At 67.5% G+C, this 17,235-nt stretch carries 15 protein-coding genes; 11 read left to right on the top strand and 4 right to left on the bottom strand.

Annotated features, from left to right (window positions below):
* Positions 1-16: 16 nt before the first annotated feature.
* Positions 17-1,315 (bottom strand): NupC/NupG family nucleoside CNT transporter, encoded by a 1,299-nt coding sequence (locus AC2A1N_RS00205; RefSeq protein WP_134969291.1) that lies wholly within the window; start codon positions 1,313-1,315, stop codon positions 17-19.
* A gap of 193 nt (positions 1,316-1,508) precedes the next feature.
* On the opposite strand from AC2A1N_RS00205, the gene AC2A1N_RS00200 reads away from it, so the two are divergent.
* The 5 genes from AC2A1N_RS00200 (at position 1,509) to AC2A1N_RS00180 (ending at position 6,920) form a co-directional block, all read left to right on the top strand.
* On the top strand, positions 1,509-2,480 hold the full coding sequence (locus tag AC2A1N_RS00200; RefSeq protein WP_154350242.1) for an aldo/keto reductase: 972 nt from the start codon (positions 1,509-1,511) through the stop codon (positions 2,478-2,480).
* Between the two features lie 287 nt (positions 2,481-2,767).
* Positions 2,768-2,962, top strand: a complete 195-nt coding sequence (gene hemP / locus AC2A1N_RS00195) for a hemin uptake protein HemP (protein WP_005412278.1) — start codon at positions 2,768-2,770, stop codon at positions 2,960-2,962.
* A 153-nt stretch (positions 2,963-3,115) separates the two neighbouring features.
* Positions 3,116-5,308 carry a TonB-dependent hemoglobin/transferrin/lactoferrin family receptor gene (locus AC2A1N_RS00190; RefSeq protein WP_429001053.1) on the top strand — a complete coding sequence of 731 codons (2,193 nt, stop codon included), beginning with the start codon at positions 3,116-3,118 and terminating at the stop codon, positions 5,306-5,308.
* 4 nt (positions 5,309-5,312) lie between these two features.
* Positions 5,313-5,912 carry a ChuX/HutX family heme-like substrate-binding protein gene (locus tag AC2A1N_RS00185; protein ID WP_242891004.1) on the top strand — a complete coding sequence of 200 codons (600 nt, stop codon included), beginning with the start codon at positions 5,313-5,315 and terminating at the stop codon, positions 5,910-5,912.
* 72 nt (positions 5,913-5,984) lie between these two features.
* Positions 5,985-6,920 (top strand): DUF6607 family protein, encoded by a 936-nt coding sequence (locus AC2A1N_RS00180; RefSeq protein WP_154350244.1) that lies wholly within the window; start codon positions 5,985-5,987, stop codon positions 6,918-6,920.
* A gap of 100 nt (positions 6,921-7,020) precedes the next feature.
* Here AC2A1N_RS00180 and AC2A1N_RS00175 read toward each other — a convergent pair whose 3' ends face one another.
* Together AC2A1N_RS00175 and AC2A1N_RS00170 are read right to left on the bottom strand one after the other, a co-directional pair.
* Positions 7,021-9,537, bottom strand: a complete 2,517-nt coding sequence (locus AC2A1N_RS00175; protein WP_231352552.1) for an ABC transporter permease — start codon at positions 9,535-9,537, stop codon at positions 7,021-7,023.
* Positions 9,534-10,181, bottom strand: coding sequence for an ABC transporter ATP-binding protein (locus AC2A1N_RS00170; protein ID WP_061478364.1), 648 nt, complete (start codon positions 10,179-10,181; stop codon positions 9,534-9,536). The genes AC2A1N_RS00175 and AC2A1N_RS00170 overlap by 4 nt, the downstream gene beginning before the upstream one ends.
* A 75-nt stretch (positions 10,182-10,256) precedes the next feature.
* Between AC2A1N_RS00170 and AC2A1N_RS00165 the strand changes: the two genes are divergently transcribed.
* The 3 genes from AC2A1N_RS00165 (at position 10,257) to AC2A1N_RS00155 (ending at position 13,127) form a co-directional block, all read left to right on the top strand.
* On the top strand, positions 10,257-10,901 hold the full coding sequence (locus tag AC2A1N_RS00165; protein ID WP_061478363.1) for an arylesterase: 645 nt from the start codon (positions 10,257-10,259) through the stop codon (positions 10,899-10,901).
* An 87-nt stretch (positions 10,902-10,988) separates the two neighbouring features.
* Positions 10,989-11,702 carry a response regulator transcription factor gene (locus AC2A1N_RS00160; protein ID WP_002811889.1) on the top strand — a complete coding sequence of 238 codons (714 nt, stop codon included), beginning with the start codon at positions 10,989-10,991 and terminating at the stop codon, positions 11,700-11,702.
* Positions 11,703-11,855: 153 nt separating this feature from the next.
* On the top strand, positions 11,856-13,127 hold the full coding sequence (locus AC2A1N_RS00155) for a sensor histidine kinase (protein ID WP_154350247.1): 1,272 nt from the start codon (positions 11,856-11,858) through the stop codon (positions 13,125-13,127).
* A 93-nt stretch (positions 13,128-13,220) separates the two neighbouring features.
* On the opposite strand, the gene AC2A1N_RS00150 is transcribed toward AC2A1N_RS00155, so the two are convergent.
* Entirely contained in the window at positions 13,221-13,922 is a 702-nt protein-coding gene (locus AC2A1N_RS00150) for an SGNH/GDSL hydrolase family protein (protein WP_484371184.1), read from the bottom strand.
* A 213-nt stretch (positions 13,923-14,135) separates the two neighbouring features.
* Here AC2A1N_RS00150 and AC2A1N_RS00145 point away from each other — a divergent pair, with 213 nt between their 5' ends.
* From AC2A1N_RS00145 to AC2A1N_RS00135, 3 genes are all read left to right on the top strand, one after another.
* Positions 14,136-14,531 carry a diacylglycerol kinase gene (locus AC2A1N_RS00145; protein ID WP_061478360.1) on the top strand — a complete coding sequence of 132 codons (396 nt, stop codon included), beginning with the start codon at positions 14,136-14,138 and terminating at the stop codon, positions 14,529-14,531.
* Positions 14,532-14,561: 30 nt separating this feature from the next.
* Complete coding sequence (locus AC2A1N_RS00140) at positions 14,562-15,311, top strand: TerC family protein (RefSeq protein ID WP_061478359.1); 750 nt, start codon at positions 14,562-14,564, stop codon at positions 15,309-15,311.
* Positions 15,312-15,575: 264 nt separating this feature from the next.
* Entirely contained in the window at positions 15,576-16,736 is a 1,161-nt protein-coding gene (locus AC2A1N_RS00135; protein ID WP_484371181.1) for an MFS transporter, read from the top strand.
* The last annotated feature ends 499 nt before the right edge of the window (positions 16,737-17,235 follow it).

Genomic DNA, 17,235 nt, shown 5'->3' with positions numbered 1-17,235 from the left:
TTTCTCAACCAGGGGTTCAACTGAAGTGCGTCAGCACGCCGGCGATGGTCGCCGTCATGAAGGTGGCAATGGTACCGCCCAACACCGCGCGCAGGCCGAACTTGGCCAGATCGTGGCGACGTTCCGGCGCCAGGCCGCCGATGCCGCCGATCTGGATCGCGATCGAGCTGAAGTTGGCAAAGCCGCACAGCGCGTAGGTGGCGATCAGGCGACCTTCGTCGGACAGGCTCACGCCCGCCACCTGGCCGTTCACGATCTGCGACAGCTCGGTGTAGGCCACGAACTCGTTGATCACGACCTTCTGGCCGATCAGCGAACCGACGGTGGTGGCATCAGCCCACGGGGTACCGATCACCCAGGCAATCGGGGCCAGCACGTAACCGAAGATGGTCGACAGGTTGGTCGGCTTGCCGATGGCAGCGGCCAGGCCGGTCACATCGCCGATCCAGGTCAGCGGGGCGTTCAGCAGTGCGATCAGGGCGATGAAGGCCAGCAGCATCGCGCCGATGTTCAGCGCCAGCTTCAGGCCGTCACCGGCACCGGCAGCGGCCGCGTCGATGATGTTGCTGGAGGTCTTCTCGACTTCCATCTTCACCGTGCCGCGGGTCAGCGGGGTGCCGGTTTCCGGAATCAGCAGCTTGGCCACGACCAGGGTGGCCGGTGCGGCCATGATGCTCGCCGCCAGCAGGTGCTTCGCATAGAAGGCCTGCTGCACCGGGTCGCCACCGCCGAGCATGCCGACGTAGGCCGCCAGCACGCCGCCGGCGATGTGCGCCATGCCGCCGATCATCATGGTCAGCAGCTCGGACTGTGTCATCCTGGCGATGTACGGGCGCACGGTCAGCGGCGCCTCGGTCTGGCCGATGAAGACGCTGGCGCAGACGCTGGTGGTTTCCGCGCCGGACACGCGCATCACCTTGGTGATCGACCAGGCCATCACGCGCACGATCGCCTGCATGACGTTGAGGTGGTACATGACCCCCATCAGCGCCGAGAAGAAGATGATGGTCGGCAGCACCTGGAAGGCGAAGATGAAGCCGTAGTTCTTGGTGTCCATCAACGAGCCGAAGATGAAGCCCGAACCCTCGTTGACGAAGCTCAGGACCTTGACGAAGCCCTTGCCCAGCGCATCGAACACGTCGCGCCCGCCCGGCACCAGGATCACCAGCGCCGCGAAGGCGATCTGCAGGGTGATACCGGTGGCAACCAGCTTCCAGTCAACCGCACGCTTGTTGCTGGAAAACAACCAGGTGATGCCGATCAGCACCGCCAACCCGAACAGGCCGAAGCCGATCCTGCCCAAACCTTCGACCATGTGAGTGACTCCCCTGGGGCGTCGCGAAAAACGGGAAGCCTAGTGCAGGGCAGGGGCCGGGGCAAGAAAAAGCAGCGTGCGCGCGCCCATCGGTACCGATCAGGCCAGCAACGGCAAGGGCTTGCGGCCGGCGGCGGCAGGTAGAATGGGGCTCGATCCCGGCCCGGATGCGGGCCCGCAGCAGGAGATTCGCATGCAATACCGCCGCCTGGGCTCCACCGGCCTGCCGATTTCCGCCCTGTCCTTCGGCGCCTGGGTGACCTTCGGTGACCAGATCCCGCGCGACGAGGCGCGCAACCTGGTGGCTGCCGCCTGGGACCACGGCGTCAACTTCTTCGACAACGCCGAGGGCTATGCCAACGGCCGCGCCGAACAGGTGATGGGCGATGTGATCGCCGACCTGCGCCTGCCGCGCGACGGCATCTGTGTCTCCAGCAAGGTGTTCTTCGGCAGCGCCAGGGACCCACGGCCGACCCAGCGCGGCCTGTCGCGCAAGCATGTGACCGACGCCTGCCATGCCGCGCTCAAGCGCCTGCGGGTGGACTACCTGGACCTTTATTACTGCCATCGCCCGGATCCGGACGCGCCGATCGCCGAGACCGTGCACGCCATGGATACGCTGGTGCGGCAGGGCAAGATCCTTTACTGGGGCACCTCGGAGTGGTCGGCGGCGCAGATCCAGCAGGCGCTGGACATCGCCGAAGCACGCAACCTGCAGGGCCCGTCGATGGAGCAGCCGCAGTACAACCTGCTGCACCGCGAACGCGTCGAGGTCGAGTATGCGCCGCTGTATACCGGTGCCGGCCTGGGCACCACCATCTTCTCGCCGCTGGCCTCGGGCCTGCTGACCGGCAAGTACGACCAGGGCATTCCGGCCGATGCGCGGCTGGGCCGCGAGGGCATGGAGTGGCTGCAGGCGCTGGTGCTGGGTGACGACTCCGAGGCCCGCCTGGCCCAGGTGCGCCGCTTCAGCGAAGCAGCGCGTGAGCTGGGCCACGCCCCGGCCACGCTGGCGATTGCCTGGTGCCTGCGCAATCCGAACGTCTCCAGCGTGATCCTCGGCGCCAGCCGGGTCAGCCAGCTGCTGCAGAACCTGCAGGCGCTGGAGGTGCTGGAGCAGGTCGATGCGGCTGGCTGGGCGCAGGTCGAGGCCGTCTTCGCCTGACAGCCCTTTGCGGAGTCGAGCCATGCTGGACTTCAGGTTGACCAGGTCTTTGTAGAGTCGAGCCATGCTCGACTCCGCGCGCAGCGCGGGCGTTGCCAGGCGACGGTGCCAGGAGCAGTCGAGCATGGCTCGACTCTACAAAAGCGCCGCGCCATCTTTTGATTGATGACACCTATTGAATTTTCGAATTCGATCATTAATCCCATCAATCAAATTGAGAATGGTTGTTGATTGTCAACTGAGAATCATTATCATTTGACTCGTCCCTCGCACGAGTCCAGATGCTCATGAATGCTCAACCTGTACTGCTGCGCCCCGAAACGCTGACCCTCCGCGATCGCCCGGTCCGTGTCGTTCCGCCGGAAGAGGTGATCGACAGCGAAGCCCTGCTCAAGGGCCGTCGTGAAATCCTGATCCAGCACGGCGACCGCTTCTACCGCCTGCGGCACACCAGCAACGACAAGCTGATCCTGACCAAGTAACCGCGGCCTGGTCGCCCGCCTCCCTCCCTCCTGCCGGCAGCGCCGGCAGGGTGGGCGACCCGTCCGCGCCCGCTCTCTCCCCCTCGGTCTACCGCGTGCACCTCCCGGGTGTGCCGGTAACCGGGGGTTCCCCTGCCTGACCGAACGAACCCGATGACCCGCCCTACCGCCCTTTGCCTCGCCGTCTGGATGGCCCTGCCGCTGTCCGCCCATGCTGCTGCCGCGGCCACCGCCGCGCCCGATGCGCGCGACTTCGACCGCGTGCAGGTCACCGCCACCCGCACCGAGCGGGCAGTGAGTGACGTGGCGGCCACCGTCGATGTCATCGACCGCGAGCAGATGGACCGGCACCTGGTGCAGGACATCAAGGATCTGCTGCGCTACGAGCCGGGCCTGTCGGTCAGCCGCAGCGCCGCGCGCTTCGGCCTTGGCAGCATCCGCATCCGTGGCCTGGACGGCAACCGCGTGCGCGTGCAGACCGATGGCATCGCCATGCCCACCAGCTTCAACATCGGCTCGTTCTCCAACGCCAACCGCAACTTCACCGATCTGGACACGCTCAAGCGTGTGGAGATCGTGCGCGGCCCGGCCAGTTCGCTGTACGGTTCCGACGCGCTCGGGGGTGTGGTGGCCTTCGTCACCAAGGATCCGGCCGATTATCTGAAGGATGGCAAGGACAGCTACGTCGGCCTGAAGTTCGGCTACGACGGTGAGTGGAAGGGCCTGCTCGGCGGCGTGACCAGCGCGTTCGGCGGCGAACACTGGAGCGGCATGGTCAACATCAACCATCGCCAGGGCCAGGAAACCGGTAACAAGGGCGATGTTCGCAGCCTCGACAACACCCGCACCGCGCCCAACCCGCAGGACCGCGACGGTCGCAGTGGCCTGGCCAAGCTGGTGTATGCACCGAGCGAGGACCAGCGCTTCCGCCTGACCGTGGAAGGCAACGAAGACACCACCGATACCAACGTGCTGTCCTCGATCGACCGCACCACCACCACCGGCATGAAGGCGCGCGACACGCAGAACCGCACCCGCGTGTCGTTCGCCCATGAAATGGATGCGCTGGACAAGGGCTTCGCCGACAGCCTGCATTGGCAGCTGTATACCCAGCACAGCGAGACCAACCAGATCACCGACGAAGACCGCGCCAACCGCAGCCGCCGCCACCGCGAGTTCAACTTCGACCAGCGCGTGTACGGCCTGCAGGCACAATTCAACAAGGCGTTCAGCACCGGCAGTGTCGAACATGCGCTCACCTACGGCTTCGAAGGCGCGCGTACCGAGATCCGCCAGAAGCGCGATGGCTATCAGGTTCTGGCCAATGGCCAGACCAGCACCACCATCCTGCCCGACGCCTTCCCGGTACGCGATTTCCCGATCAGCAAGACCACCGAGCTGGGCCTGTATGCGCAGGATGAAATGCGCATGTCCGGCGGCAAGCTGTCGCTGGTGCCGGGCGTGCGCGTGGACCGCTACGAACTGAAGCCGGAAGTGGACAGCATCTTCGCCGACGACAATCCCGGCGTTGCGGTGGCCAGGCTGACCAAGACCAGCGTTTCGCCGAAGCTGGGCATGGTCTATCGCTTCACCGACGAATGGTCGCTGTTCGCCGGCTACTCGCATGGTTTCCGCTCGCCGCCGTACAACGACGTCAACCTGGGCTTCACCAACTTCGCCTTCGGTTACACCGCCATCCCCAATCCGGACCTGAAGCCGGAAACCAGCGACGGCCTGGAGCTGGGCCTGCGCTTCCTGTCACCGGCCGCCTACGTCAGCGTCAGCGGCTACTACAACGAGTACAAGGACTTCATCGAGTCGCAGTCGCTGGTCGGTACCAACGCGCAGGGCCTGATGGTGTTCCAGTCGCGCAACATCGCCGATGCGCGCATCTACGGTGCTGAACTGAAGGCTGGCGTTGACTTCGGCCAGATCAACCCGGCGCTCCAGGGTTGGGCGCTGCGCAGCTCGGTGGCCTGGTCGCGCGGTGACAACAAGACCGAGGACACTCCGCTGGATTCGGTCGACCCGCTGCGCGGCACCGTCGGCCTGATGTACGACACCGACGCCTGGGGCGTCGAACTGGCCGGTACCTTCGTCAAGCGCAAGGACCGCGTCACTGCAGCGACGGTGTACCGCCCGGCCGGCTACGGCGTGGCCGACCTGATGGCGCACTGGAACTTCGCCCCGGGCGCGACCTTCAACGTCGGCGTGTTCAACCTGGGCGACAAGCGCTACATCGATTGGTCCAATGTGGGTTCGACGCTGTCGCCGACCAGCCGTGTGCTGGATCGCTACACCAGCCCGGGCCGCACCCTTTCCGCCAGCCTCGCCGTTTCCTGGTGACCTCATGAGCCGAGCCTTGTCCGCACGCAGGAATGACGCCATCGCCGTGCAGGGCAGCGCGGCCTGGCCGACCCCGGCACAGCTGGCCACGCTCGGCACTGTGTTGTGCCTGTACCACGCCGACGGCAACGAGCTGGGTGGCTGGCGCCAGGCGGTGCGCGTGCACGCCTGCCAGGGCGTGGACAGCGAGGGCATACGCGAAAGCCTGTGTTTCCTTGATGCCCGCGGCCGCTGCGTGTGGCGCCTGTACCTGCTGCCCGACAGCGATTTCCTGGCCTGGGACCGGCTGGTCGCGGCGCTGCCGCCGGGCCCGCAGCACGACCGCGATGGCAGTGTCGGCGAACGCCTGTGGCGTCGCCTGGCCGGGCACGTCGGTGGCCAGCGCTGGCGCCTGTGCACGCTGCGCCTGCATGCCGCGGACGAGGGCCGCACGCTGGCGGCCAGCCTGTCGACCCTGTCCTCGCTGGGCGCGGCCACCGCGCGTCGCATCGCACGGTTGGAAGGTGCCGAAGGCGAGCTGGCGATCGACGATTGCTGCTGCGCCGACGCCGCGCGCCGGCCGACACCCCGTATTCCCGGCGACCTGCCGCTGATCCGCCTGTGATCCTTTCCTGATGGAACGCCCGCCGGCCCTGGACGGCCTCTCAACGAACCTGCAACCCCGAAGGAAGACCCGATGAAGTTCCAGACAGCCAGCGTCATGCTGCTGCTCGCTGCCAGCGGCGTGGCCAGCGCGCAGCCCTCCGACATTGCCCGCGACCACGACAGCATCCTGGCCATGCAGGGCGAGTACACCGTCGACTTCGCGTTCGACGAGACCGTGCTGCTCAAGCCCGGCTACGAGCGTGCGCCGGCGATGCGCAGCGGCGGCAGCGAAGTGGTCATCGTGGTCGAGGACACCCCGCAGCGCATCGTGCTGCAGCACCTGTTGCTCGATGAGAAGAGCGGCCACATCACCAAGCACTGGCGCCAGGACTGGGTCTACGAAGCGCCCAACCGCTTCGAGTTCAGTGCCGACCAGACCTGGCAGGTACGCCGCATTCCCGCAGCGGTGAACCAGGGCGCCTGGACCCAGTGCGTGTATGAAGTGAGCGATGCACCGCGCTACTGTGGCACCGGCAAATGGACGTACACCAACAATGTGCCGAGCTGGACCAGCGACCTGAGCTGGCGCCCGCTGCCGCGTCGTGAGTACACCAAGCGCAGCGACTACAACGCGCTGGCCGTGGTCAACCGCCACACGCTCACGCCCAATGGCTGGACCCACGAGCAGTTCAACACCAAGGTGCAGCGCAACGCCGACGGCAGCCAGGTGGAGATCGCCCGCGAGTTCGGCTTCAACGACTACGTCAAGACAACCGAGGTCGACTTCACCCCGGCGCGCAACTACTGGAAGGCCACTGCCGGTTACTGGGCCAAGGTGCGTCAGCGCTGGGACGGTTTCCTCGGCCAGGCCCCGGGCGTGCACCTGAAGACCAGGATCGACGGCATGGCGATGATCATTCCGCTGTTCACCCAGGCCGAAGCGATCCAGTCCGGCAAGCAGGTGAAGGACGCGCAGATCGACGAGGTCTTCGCCAAGTACGTGGAAAAGGCGCCGAAGGAAGGCTGATCGCCGCGATGGAGATGGGGGCCGGGCGTACCCGGCACCGCATCCACCGGCTGCCGGTGGGGCCGGGCTTGCTCGGCACGCGCCCCGGTCCGGCGCCGCCTCAGGCCTCGCGCAACGCCAATGCCGGCGGCGTATGCAGGATCGCCCGCGTACCCCACCAACCCGCCAACAGGCTCAGCCCGATGCCGACCACGCCGCCGACCAGCAGGCCCGGCCACGGCGGCAGCAACGGCAGCTCGAACACCTTCTGCGAGACTGCCACGCCGATGACGGCCGCCGCGCCCACCGCGAGCAACGCGGCCAGCGTGCCCAGTGCGCCGAACTCCACGAGCACCGCGCCACGCAGCTGGCGCCGGGTCGCGCCCAGCGTGCGCAGCACCGCGCTGTCGTAGCGGCGCTCGCCGGCGGTGGCCTGCAGTGCGGCCAGCAGCACCAGCACGCCGGCCAGCAGGCTGAACACCATCACCAGCTGCACCGCCTGCGCCACGCGCTCCATCACATCGCGCACCTGCGAAATCACCGCATCCACGTCCAGCAGCGACAGGTTCGGCTGCGCGCGTACCAGTTCGCCCAGGCCCGCCGCTTTGCCGGCCGGCAGATGGAAGGCCGACAGCAGGTTGTGCGGGGTGTCGCCTACCGCATTCGGGTTCAGCAACACGAAGAAGTTCGGCCGGAAGGTGTTCCAGTCGGCCTTGCGCACGCTGGTGACGGTGAACTCGCGTTCCTGCTCGCCCACTGCAATGGTGATGCGATCGCCCGGATACACGCCGTAACGCTTGGCCCAGCCGATTTCCACCGAAGCTTCCGGCGCGGTGCTGTCGGGCGTCCAGAACGTGCCGTTGACCAGCGTGTTGGCGGGGGGGAAGGTGCTGCGCCAGCTGAAGTTCAACGGCCGGTTTTCATCATCATCCTCACGCTGGCCTTCGCCCTGCGACGGCTGCCCGTCCTGCGAAGGCGTACGGTCTACGCGCAGCGGCGGCTTGCCGTTGATCGCGATCAGGCGGCCGGTCGCCATCGGTTCGATGCTGGCGTCGCCGGCGCCCAGTCCACGCAATGCGGCCAGCACACTGTCGCGTTGCTCGGGCTGGATGTTGATCAGGAAGTAGTTCGGCGTATCCGCAGGCAGGCGTTCGCGCCACTGCTGCAGCAGGCCGGGGCCGGTCACCGCCAGCAGCAACAGCGCGCACAGCGACAGCGACAGTCCCACCAGCTGCATCACCGCCAGCAGCCGGCGCCGCGTCAGTGCGGCCAGGCCCAGTCGCCAGTGGCCATGCAGGCGATGCTGCAGGCCGCGCAGCAGCTGCAGCAGCACGAAGCCGACCACGCCGGCGGCCAGTGCCAGCGTGGCCAGGCCGCCGAGCACCCACAGCGCCAGCTTCAGGTCGCCGGTGACTTGTACCGCCAGCAGCAGGCTGGCCGCCAGCGCTGCCACATAGGCCAGCAACGACGCCGGCGGCAGGGCAGCGAAGGAACGGTTGAGCACCCGCATCGGCGGCACCCCACGCAGGCGCAGCAGTGGCGGCAGGCCGAAGCCGAACAGCAGCAAAAGGCCGATGCCGGCGCCGGTCAGCGCAGGCATCGCCTCGGGCAACGGCAGGCGCTGCGGCACCAGGCTGCCCAGTACCTGCACCAGGCCTTCCTGCGCGGCCATGCCCAGGCCGATGCCGAGCGCACAGGCCGGCACCGCCAGCATCAGCAGCTGCAGTGCCAGGCCCAGCAGGATGTCGCGCTGGCGCGCACCCAGGCAGCGCAGGATCGCCACCTGGTCGATGCGGCGCAGGGCGAAGCGGTTGGCCGCCAGCGCCGTGGCCACGCCGGCCAGCAGTACCGCCAGCAGCGCGCTCAGGCCGAGGAAGCGGCCGGCCAGGTCGAAGGCCTGGCGCACGCCGCGCTGGGTGTCATCCACGCTCAGCAGGCGCAGGCCTTTCACCTGCGGCAGCAACCACTGGCGCAGCGCGGCAACCTGATCGGCTGGTCCGGCGAACATCAGCCGGTAGTTGATGCGGCTGCCCGGGCCGAGCAGTCCCGTGCCGTCCACGTCGGCGCGGTTGACCAGCAGGGTGGGGGAGAGCGTCAGCAGGTCGCCACCGGTGTCGGGCTCGGCCTCGATGATGCCGGCGATGCGCAGCGTGCCGGCGCCGAACTCGAGATCATCGCCGGCCCTCAGCCCGAGCCCCTGCAGCAGGCGTGGGTCGGCATAGGCCTGGCCCTTGGGTGGCATGCCGGCATCGGTGATCAACGTACCGCCGGGCGTGGCCCGTACCCGCAGCGTGCCGCGCAGTGGATAGCCCGCCTGCACCGCCTTGATGCTGGCCATCTGGCTGGCATCGCCGTTGAACAGCACGCTGCCGAAGCTGGCGATGCGGGTGTAGGCCAGTCCACGCCGTTGTGCCTCGTCGGCGAATGCCTGCGGCGGGTCATCACGCCCGGCGATGCCGAGATCGCCACCGAGCATTTCCGCCGCGCTGCCGGTCAGCGCCAGGTTGACCCGGTTCACCAGCGTGCCCACCGCGGTCATCACCGCCACGCCCAGCACCAGTGCGGCGAACACGGTGAGCAGGTCGCCGGCCAGCGCCTCGCGGCGCAGTGCGCGCCACGCGTGGCGCAGCACGTTCATGCCTGTGCCCCACGCTCGACCGGCAGCAGGCGGCCGTCATCGATGCGGTGGATGTACTGGCAACGCTGCGCCAGGCGCAGGTCGTGGGTGACCAGTACCAGGGTGGTGCCGCTGCCGGCGTTGAGGTCGAACAGCAGGTCGCTGACGTGCTGGCCGGTGGCATGGTCCAGCGATCCCGTCGGTTCGTCGGCAAACAGGATGCGCGGGCGGGTGACGAAGGCACGCGCCAGTGCCACGCGCTGCTGCTCGCCACCGGACAGCTGGCGCGGGTAGTGGCGAGCACGATGGGAGAGGCCGACCTGGGCCAGCACTTCATCGACCCGCGCGCGATCCTCGCGCCCGGCCAGCTCCAGTGGCAACGCGACGTTCTCGGCGGCGGTCAGCGCCGGCAGCAGATGGAAGCTCTGGAACACGAAGCCAACCTCGCGCGCGCGCAGCTGGGCCCGCGCTTCTTCATCGAGGTCGCCCAGGTCCTGGCCCGACAGCGCAATGCGGCCGCGGCTGGGCAGGTCCAGCCCGGCCAGCAGGCCGAGCAGGGTGGTCTTGCCCGAACCGGAGGCGCCGACGATGGCCGCGCTGGTGCCTTCATGGACGGTCAGGGTGATGTTGTCCAGTATGTGGACTTCACCCTCCGGGCCTTGCACGGATTTGCCGACCTGGTCGACGGCGATGGCGACGGGCGCGCTGCGGGGGGACAGGCTGTCGATGAGGAGACTCCAATGCGCAAGACGGGATGGAGCCGGCGAGCCGGCGCGATGATGGTGCTGCTGCTAGGGTTCCTGCTGTTGCCGGGGCTGGCCTGTGCCAAAGGTCCGGCCGGCACCGTGCTGGTGCTCGGCGACAGCCTCAGTGCCGCCCACAATATCCCTGCCGACGCCGGCTGGGTCAGCTTGCTGCAACAGCGGGTCAGGCAGCAGTCGAAAACCCCGGCGCGCATCGTCAACGCCAGCATGAGCGGGGAAACCACCGCCGGCGCGCTGACCCGCCTGCCGGGCCTGCTGGCCAGGGAGAAGCCGACCGTGGTGGTGATCGCGCTGGGCGGCAATGACGCGCTGCGCGGGCTGACCCCGGCGCAGGTGCAGGGCAACCTGGGAAAAATGGTGCAGGCCAGCCAGAAGGCCGGCGCCAAGGTGCTGCTGCTGGGCATCGACGTGCCCCCCAACTACGGACCGGCCTACCGCCAGCGCCTGGCCGCGGCCTACAAGGCGCTGGCCACGCAGTACAAGGTGCCGCTGCTGCCGTTCCTGCTGGAGGGCGTGGCCCTGCAGCCGGGCATGATGCAGGCCGACGGCCTGCACCCCACGGCGCAGGCGCAGCCGAAGGTGCTGGACAACGTCTGGCCGCTGCTCAGGCCGCTGCTCTGAACCGTTTGTGTACCTCTTGACGGAACTTCACATCGCGTCCACCGTCGATCCGGCATGTTTCACAAAGCTGAAGTTAGAGGGAATCACATGCGTCAGACGAAGGAGACCTCCGGCTTGGTGCTGGTGGTCGAAGACAACCGCAACATCTCCGAGATGATCGGGGAATACCTGGAAGGTCGCGGCTTCGAAGTCGACTATGCACAGGACGGCCTGGATGGCTACCGCCTCGCGGCGGAGAACAGCTATGACGTCGTGGTGCTCGATCTCATGTTGCCGCGCCTGGACGGCATCGAAGTGTGCCGTCGCTTGCGCAACGATGCGCGCAAGTCCACGCCGGTGCTGATGCTCACGGCACGCGACACGCTGGACGACAAGCTCACCGGCCTCGGGTTCGGCGCCGATGACTACCTGACCAAGCCGTTCGCGATCCAGGAGCTGGAAGCCCGCCTGCGCGCGCTGATCCGTCGCGAACGCCGCCAGGTCGGTTCGGAGGTGCTGAAGGTCGCCGACCTGGTCCTCGATCCGGTCAGCATGCGGGCTACCCGTGCCGGCACCGAGCTGCAGCTGTCGCCGATCGGCCTGCGCCTGCTGACCATCCTGATGCGCGAATCGCCGCGCGTGGTCACCCGCCAGGAGATCGAACGCGAGATCTGGGGCAATGGCCTGCCGGATTCGGACACCCTGCGCAGCCATCTGTACAACCTGCGCAAGATCATCGACAAGCCGTTCGACCGTCCGCTGCTGCACACCGTGCAGAGCGCCGGCTACCGCATTGCCGATATTGCCCAGCCGATGGCCTGATCGGGGCCCGGCCTGTGCAGCATCAGGCCCGGCCGGGCAACGACCCCGCACCGGGCACGGATGACCGGCCGGCGTTGCCGCCGGTCATCCTCCGTGCACGACGACGGCGCAGCGCGCTGCCTATAATCGCAGCGCTCTGACCGGGACCCCGCAATGCCGCACGGCCTGCCGCGCAAGATCCGTATCGCCTTCATCCTGCAGGCAGTCCTGGCCAGCCTGGGCATCCTGCTCGGTGCCTGGCTGGTCTCGCTGGTGATCAAGCACAGCCTGGTCGGCGCCGCCCTGCGCGAGGAAGCGGCCTATTACTGGACGCTGCACGAGGCGTCGCCGGTGCAGCCGCCGCCCAACACCCACAACATCCGCGGCTACCTGCTGGAAAGCGGGCAGTCGGCACTGTCATTGCCGGCCAACCTGCGCACCCTGGAGCCTGGCTTCCACGAGCTGCCCCAGGACGACCAGCTGGTGCTGGTCGACGTGCGCCCTGCCGGTCGCCTGTACCTGGTGTTCCTGCGCTCGCGCGCGGAGATGCTGGCGTTCTGGTTCGGCATCGTGCCGGTGCTGCTGACCCTGTTGGCGGTGTATGGCGCCAGCTGGGTCACCTACCGTGCCTCCAAACGACTGGTGTCGCCGGTGAACTGGCTGGCGCGGCGCGTCTCGCGCTGGGACCCGGGCCACCCCGAAGCGGCCGATCTGGAGCCGAACAAGCTGCCGGCGGACATGCAGGGCGAGACCCGCCAGCTGGCGGCCGCACTGCATTCACTGGCCAACCGGGTCAGCGCGCACGTGGCGCGCGAGCGCAACTTCACCCGTGATGCCAGCCATGAGCTGCGCACGCCGTTGACCGTCATCCGCGTGGCCAGCGACATGGCCCTGGGCGATGAAACCCTGCAGCCGCGCCTGCGCCGCAGCCTGCAGCGCATCCAGCGTGCAGGCCGTGACATGGAAGCGGTGATCGACGCGTTCCTGATCCTGGCCCGCGAGGCCGATGTCGAACCGCAGATCGAGCTGTTCGACGTCAACGACATCGTCCGCTACGAGGTGGACAACGCCAACGAGCTGCTGGGCAACCGGCCCGTATCGGTGCACCTGCACGGCGAAGGCCCGGTACAGCTGCACGCACCGCCGCGGGTGCTGCAGGTGGTGGTCAGCAACCTGGTGCGCAATGCCTGCAGCTACACCGACGAAGGGCGTATCGACGTGCACGTGCTCAATGACCGGGTGGTGGTGCGCGATACCGGCATCGGCATGTCCGCCGAGGCGCTGTCGCGCGCGTTTGAACCGTTCTACCGCGCCGAGCCGAGCCGTCCGCAGGGCACCGGCCTGGGCCTGTCGATCGTGCGCCGGCTGTGCGACCGCTTCGGCTGGAAGGTCAGCCTGGCCAGCGAGCCGGGCAAGGGCACCGAGGCCACGGTGGTGTTCCGCTGATCCTCCGACCCCATTGCCCGTGATTCAGTAGATCCACGCCATGCGTGGATGGGGTTGCAGTAGCGCCGGGCCATGCCCGGCGTCCGCAGTCCCTCAGTTGCAGTTGACCTTCGGCGCCAGCGCCCTGGTCCAGATCGCATAGCCGGCCGGGGTCATGTGCAGCATGTCCTCGCGGAACAGCGTCGCATCCGGCTGGCCATCGGCGCCGAGCATCGGCGTGTAGATGTCGGTGAAGCCGGTATTGGGGAGCCTCGCCAGTGCAGCCTTGATCAGCGTGTTGGCCTCGTTGATCGCCGGCAGCAGGTGCGCGCGCGACGGGCTCGGCTTGATCGACAGGTACTCCACCCTGGTCTTCGGCAGGTCGCGATGCACGCGCTGCACGAAGGCGACCACGTCGTCGCGCACCTGCACGGGGCTGCGACCGCTGTTGAGGTCGTTGTCGCCCGCGTAGAAGAACACCTTGCAGGGCGCATACGGCACCACGATGCGGTCGGCGTACCAGGTGCTGTCGCGCACTTCCGAGCCGCCGAAGCCGCGGTTGAACACTGGCTGGCCAGGGAAGTCGGTGGCCAGGCTTTCCCAGAAGCGGATCGAGGAGCTGCCGATGAACTCGATGCCACCGCGCGGCGGCGGGTTGGACTGGTCGGCGCCGGCGAAGCGGGCCATGTCGCCGGCCCAGGCCACGTTGGAGACCTGTTCGGGCACCCGCGGCGACTTGGCCGGGCTCAGCGCCTGGGCCAGCGGTGCGGCAGTCAGCAGGCCCAGCATCAGCAGGCAGGTACGGCGACGGGACATCAGGCGCTCCAGCAGGCAAGGGGGGCATCCATCATAGGAGCATGGCCGGGCCGTTGCTTGCCCCTGGCAGGCCGTTCAGAGGGCCGGCGCGGGCTGCGGTTGGCGGCCTTGTGGCAAAATGGCCGCCATCTGCCTATTCCTGTGCACCCATGATTCCCTGCCGTGCGTCTGAGCGGTCGCTGCGCCGCGCCCCCGTTGCTGGATGTTCCATCCGTGGCTGATCAGTTCGGCCACCTGCCGCGCGGCCCGCGCCGCATCTTCCAAGCCGCCCGCTGGTCCTGGCAGGGCCTGCGCGCTGCCTGGCTGCACGAGTCCTCGTTCCGGCTTGAGGTCTACCTGCTGATCCTGCTGACGCCGATCGCGATCTGGCTGGGCCAGACGCCGGTCGAACGCGCGCTGCTGATCGGCTCGATGCTGCTGGTGCTGGCGATGGAGCTGGCCAACTCGGCCATCGAAGCGGTGATCGAACGTTACGGCAGCGAGATCCATGAGCTGGCCGGCCGCGCCAAGGACATGGGCTCGGCGGCGGTGTTCGTGCTGATGATGAACGTGCTTCTGTGCTGGGCGCTGGTCGTGGTCCCGCATGCAATGGCCGGCAAATACGGCTGATCCCTCATTCCCCCTTGTTGAAGACTTCCCATGTCCCTTGAGTTTCTTGCCGATCCGAATGTCTGGTTGACCCTGTTCACGCTGAGCGCGCTGGAAATCGTGCTCGGCATCGACAACCTGGTGTTCATCTCCATCGCCGTCAGCAAGCTGCCAGAGCACCGCCGCCCGTTCGCGCGTCGGCTCGGCATCGCGGTGGCCTGTATCACCCGTATCGGCCTGCTGGTATCGCTGGCGTACCTGGCGCACATGCAGGCGAACCTGTTCACCGTGGCCGGCATGGGTATTTCCATCCGCGATCTGGTGCTGATCGTTGGTGGCCTGTTCCTGATCATCAAGGGTTGGATGGAGATCAAGGAAATGATCACCGGTGGCGAGGATGAAGATCCGAGCACGACCAAGACCTCGGCCGTGTTCGGCTACGTGATCGCGCAGATCGCGGTCATCGACATCGTGTTCTCGCTGGACTCGGTGATCACCGCGGTCGGCATCGCTGACCACGTGCCGGTGATGGTCGCCGCGATCCTGCTGTCGGTGGCGGTGATGCTGCTGGCCGCCAACCCGCTGGGCCGCTTCATCGACGCCAATCCGACCGTGAAGATGCTGGCGCTGGCCTTCATCCTGCTGATCGGTGCGGTGCTGATCCTGGATGGCCTGGACGTGCACATTCCCAAGCCCTACATCTACGCCGCGATGGGCTTCTCGGTGCTGGTGGAGTGGCTGAACCTGCTGATGCGCCGCCGCGCTCGCGAGCACAACGTGCCGGGCGCCGGTAACTGGTAAGCGCATGACCCCGAACCCCCGGCCAACGCCGGGGGTTCTTCGTTCTGCCTTGTAGAGCCGAGCCCGTGCTCGGCTGACCGGCAGGAAGCAGCCGAGCATGGGCTCGGCTCTACACCGGCACTGCGGCTTTTGCACTTGTGGCTGCGTTCCGGCCTCCACTTGTGAACCAGGATCAACAGTGTTTTCCCGGGGCGAGGCTTAATCCGGCGCAGCAAAGCGCGCAGGCTACGCACTCCCGATTCCCGCCCCCCCCAGGACTCTCCCATGAATTCCAGAGCCGCCTTGCTGGCGCTTGCCGTTGGCGCCTTCGCCATCGGAACCACCGAGTTTGCCCCGATGGGCCTGTTGCCGGTCATCGCCGACGGCGTCGGCGTTGGCATCCCCACTGCGGGCATGCTGATCACCGCCTATGCCGTGGGCGTGATGCTGGGCGCGCCGGTGATGACCCTGCTGATGGGCCGTTTCGGCAAGCGCACCGCGCTGATGCTGCTGATGTCGATCTTCGTGGTCGGCAACCTGCTGTCCGCGCTGGCGCCGAACTACGGGCTGCTGCTGCTGTCGCGCCTGGTCACCAGCCTCAACCACGGTGCCTTCTTCGGCATCGGTGCGGTGGTCGCCGCCAGCCTGGTGCCAAAGGAAAAGCAGGCTGCTGCCGTGGCCACCATGTTCATGGGCCTGACCATCGCCAACATCGGTGGCGTGCCGCTGGCGACCTGGGTCGGCCAGCAGCTGGGCTGGCGCCTGTCCTTCGCCGGTACTGCGGCGTTGGGCCTGATCGCGATCACTGCGTTGGGCTTCGCGCTGCCGGCGTCCGCGCCGGGACCGCGCCCGGACGTGCGCCGCGAACTGAAGGCGATCCTGCAGCCGCAGGTGCTGCTGGCCATGGCCACCACCGTGCTTGGTGCGGGTGCGATGTTCACGCTGTACACCTACGTCGCACCGGTGCTGACCGAGTTGACCGGCGCCTCCAATGCCTTCATCGCGGTGTCGCTGGCCCTGATCGGCATCGGCTTCACCCTCGGCAACGGCATCGGTGGGCGCATGGCTGACTGGTCGCTCGATGGCGCCACCCGTATCCTGCTGGCTGCCCTGGCGGTGCTGATGTTCGTGCTGCCGCTGGCCTTCATGAACCACGCCACCGCAGCGCTGGGTGTACTGCTGTTCGGTGCGGCGACCTTCGCCCTCGTGCCGCCGCTGCAGATCCGGGTGATGCAGGTGGCCAGCGAGGCGCCGGGCCTGGCGTCGTCGATCAACGTGGGTGCATTCAACCTGGGCAATGCTGTGGGTGCGGCGCTGGGTGGTGCGGTGATCAGCTTGGGCCTGGGCTACGCCGCCATTCCGGTGGCCGGTGGCCTGCTGGCCGCGTCGGGCCTGCTGCTGGCATGGTTGGGGCGTAGCCGCACTGCGCTGGCTGAGGCCTGCTGAGTGATATGGGGTTCCGGCAGGGCTTGCAGCCCTGCACCCGCTAAAGGCGAAGGCAACCGCCGAAGCAACAGCAACCGCAACAGCCGGCGCTGGTTTTCTGAGGGTTGGGCGGGGCGGTGTGGGTTGGCAGGACACGCCGTGAACCCATCATGGGGGCTCGATGGCGCCATCCATGGCGCCAACGGTCCTGCCAACCCGCACCGCCCCACCTCCGACAGATTGCCGCGATCGGTCGGAACGGCGTTCTGCTTTGGTAGGTGTCGACCTTGGTCGACACGAATGCCTGAAGCACCGGCTTTTGCTTTTGATTTTTCTTTTGATCTTCCCGCGGTGCGCAGGAAATTGTCCGTGGCCGGGAGGGTGGGTCGGCTGGGGGCGTGAGCCGCATGGATGCGGCGACCGAGCTTACATGGACGTACTTGCAGCGGCCCCCAGCCGACCCACCCTCCCGGCCCACCCCGAGCTGGCTGGACCACACCGCAGAGGGGGCGGCGCCCGA

It is taken from the genome of Stenotrophomonas maltophilia group sp. SKK55, from assembly GCF_057179845.1.
This window is presented reverse-complemented; position numbering and strand designations above follow the sequence as displayed.

Coding starts and splice junctions, on each gene's coding strand:
- AC2A1N_RS00205 (WP_134969291.1), bottom strand. CDS start 1,315: ATGGTCGAAGGTTTGGGCAGGATCGGCTTCGGCCTGTTCGGGTTGGCG.
- AC2A1N_RS00200 (WP_154350242.1), top strand. CDS start 1,509: ATGCAATACCGCCGCCTGGGCTCCACCGGCCTGCCGATTTCCGCCCTG.
- hemP (WP_005412278.1), top strand. CDS start 2,768: ATGAATGCTCAACCTGTACTGCTGCGCCCCGAAACGCTGACCCTCCGC.
- AC2A1N_RS00190 (WP_429001053.1), top strand. CDS start 3,116: ATGACCCGCCCTACCGCCCTTTGCCTCGCCGTCTGGATGGCCCTGCCG.
- AC2A1N_RS00185 (WP_242891004.1), top strand. CDS start 5,313: ATGAGCCGAGCCTTGTCCGCACGCAGGAATGACGCCATCGCCGTGCAG.
- AC2A1N_RS00180 (WP_154350244.1), top strand. CDS start 5,985: ATGAAGTTCCAGACAGCCAGCGTCATGCTGCTGCTCGCTGCCAGCGGC.
- AC2A1N_RS00175 (WP_231352552.1), bottom strand. CDS start 9,537: ATGAACGTGCTGCGCCACGCGTGGCGCGCACTGCGCCGCGAGGCGCTG.
- AC2A1N_RS00165 (WP_061478363.1), top strand. CDS start 10,257: ATGCGCAAGACGGGATGGAGCCGGCGAGCCGGCGCGATGATGGTGCTG.
- AC2A1N_RS00160 (WP_002811889.1), top strand. CDS start 10,989: ATGCGTCAGACGAAGGAGACCTCCGGCTTGGTGCTGGTGGTCGAAGAC.
- AC2A1N_RS00155 (WP_154350247.1), top strand. CDS start 11,856: ATGCCGCACGGCCTGCCGCGCAAGATCCGTATCGCCTTCATCCTGCAG.
- AC2A1N_RS00150 (WP_484371184.1), bottom strand. CDS start 13,922: ATGTCCCGTCGCCGTACCTGCCTGCTGATGCTGGGCCTGCTGACTGCC.
- AC2A1N_RS00140 (WP_061478359.1), top strand. CDS start 14,562: ATGTCCCTTGAGTTTCTTGCCGATCCGAATGTCTGGTTGACCCTGTTC.
- AC2A1N_RS00135 (WP_484371181.1), top strand. CDS start 15,576: ATGAATTCCAGAGCCGCCTTGCTGGCGCTTGCCGTTGGCGCCTTCGCC.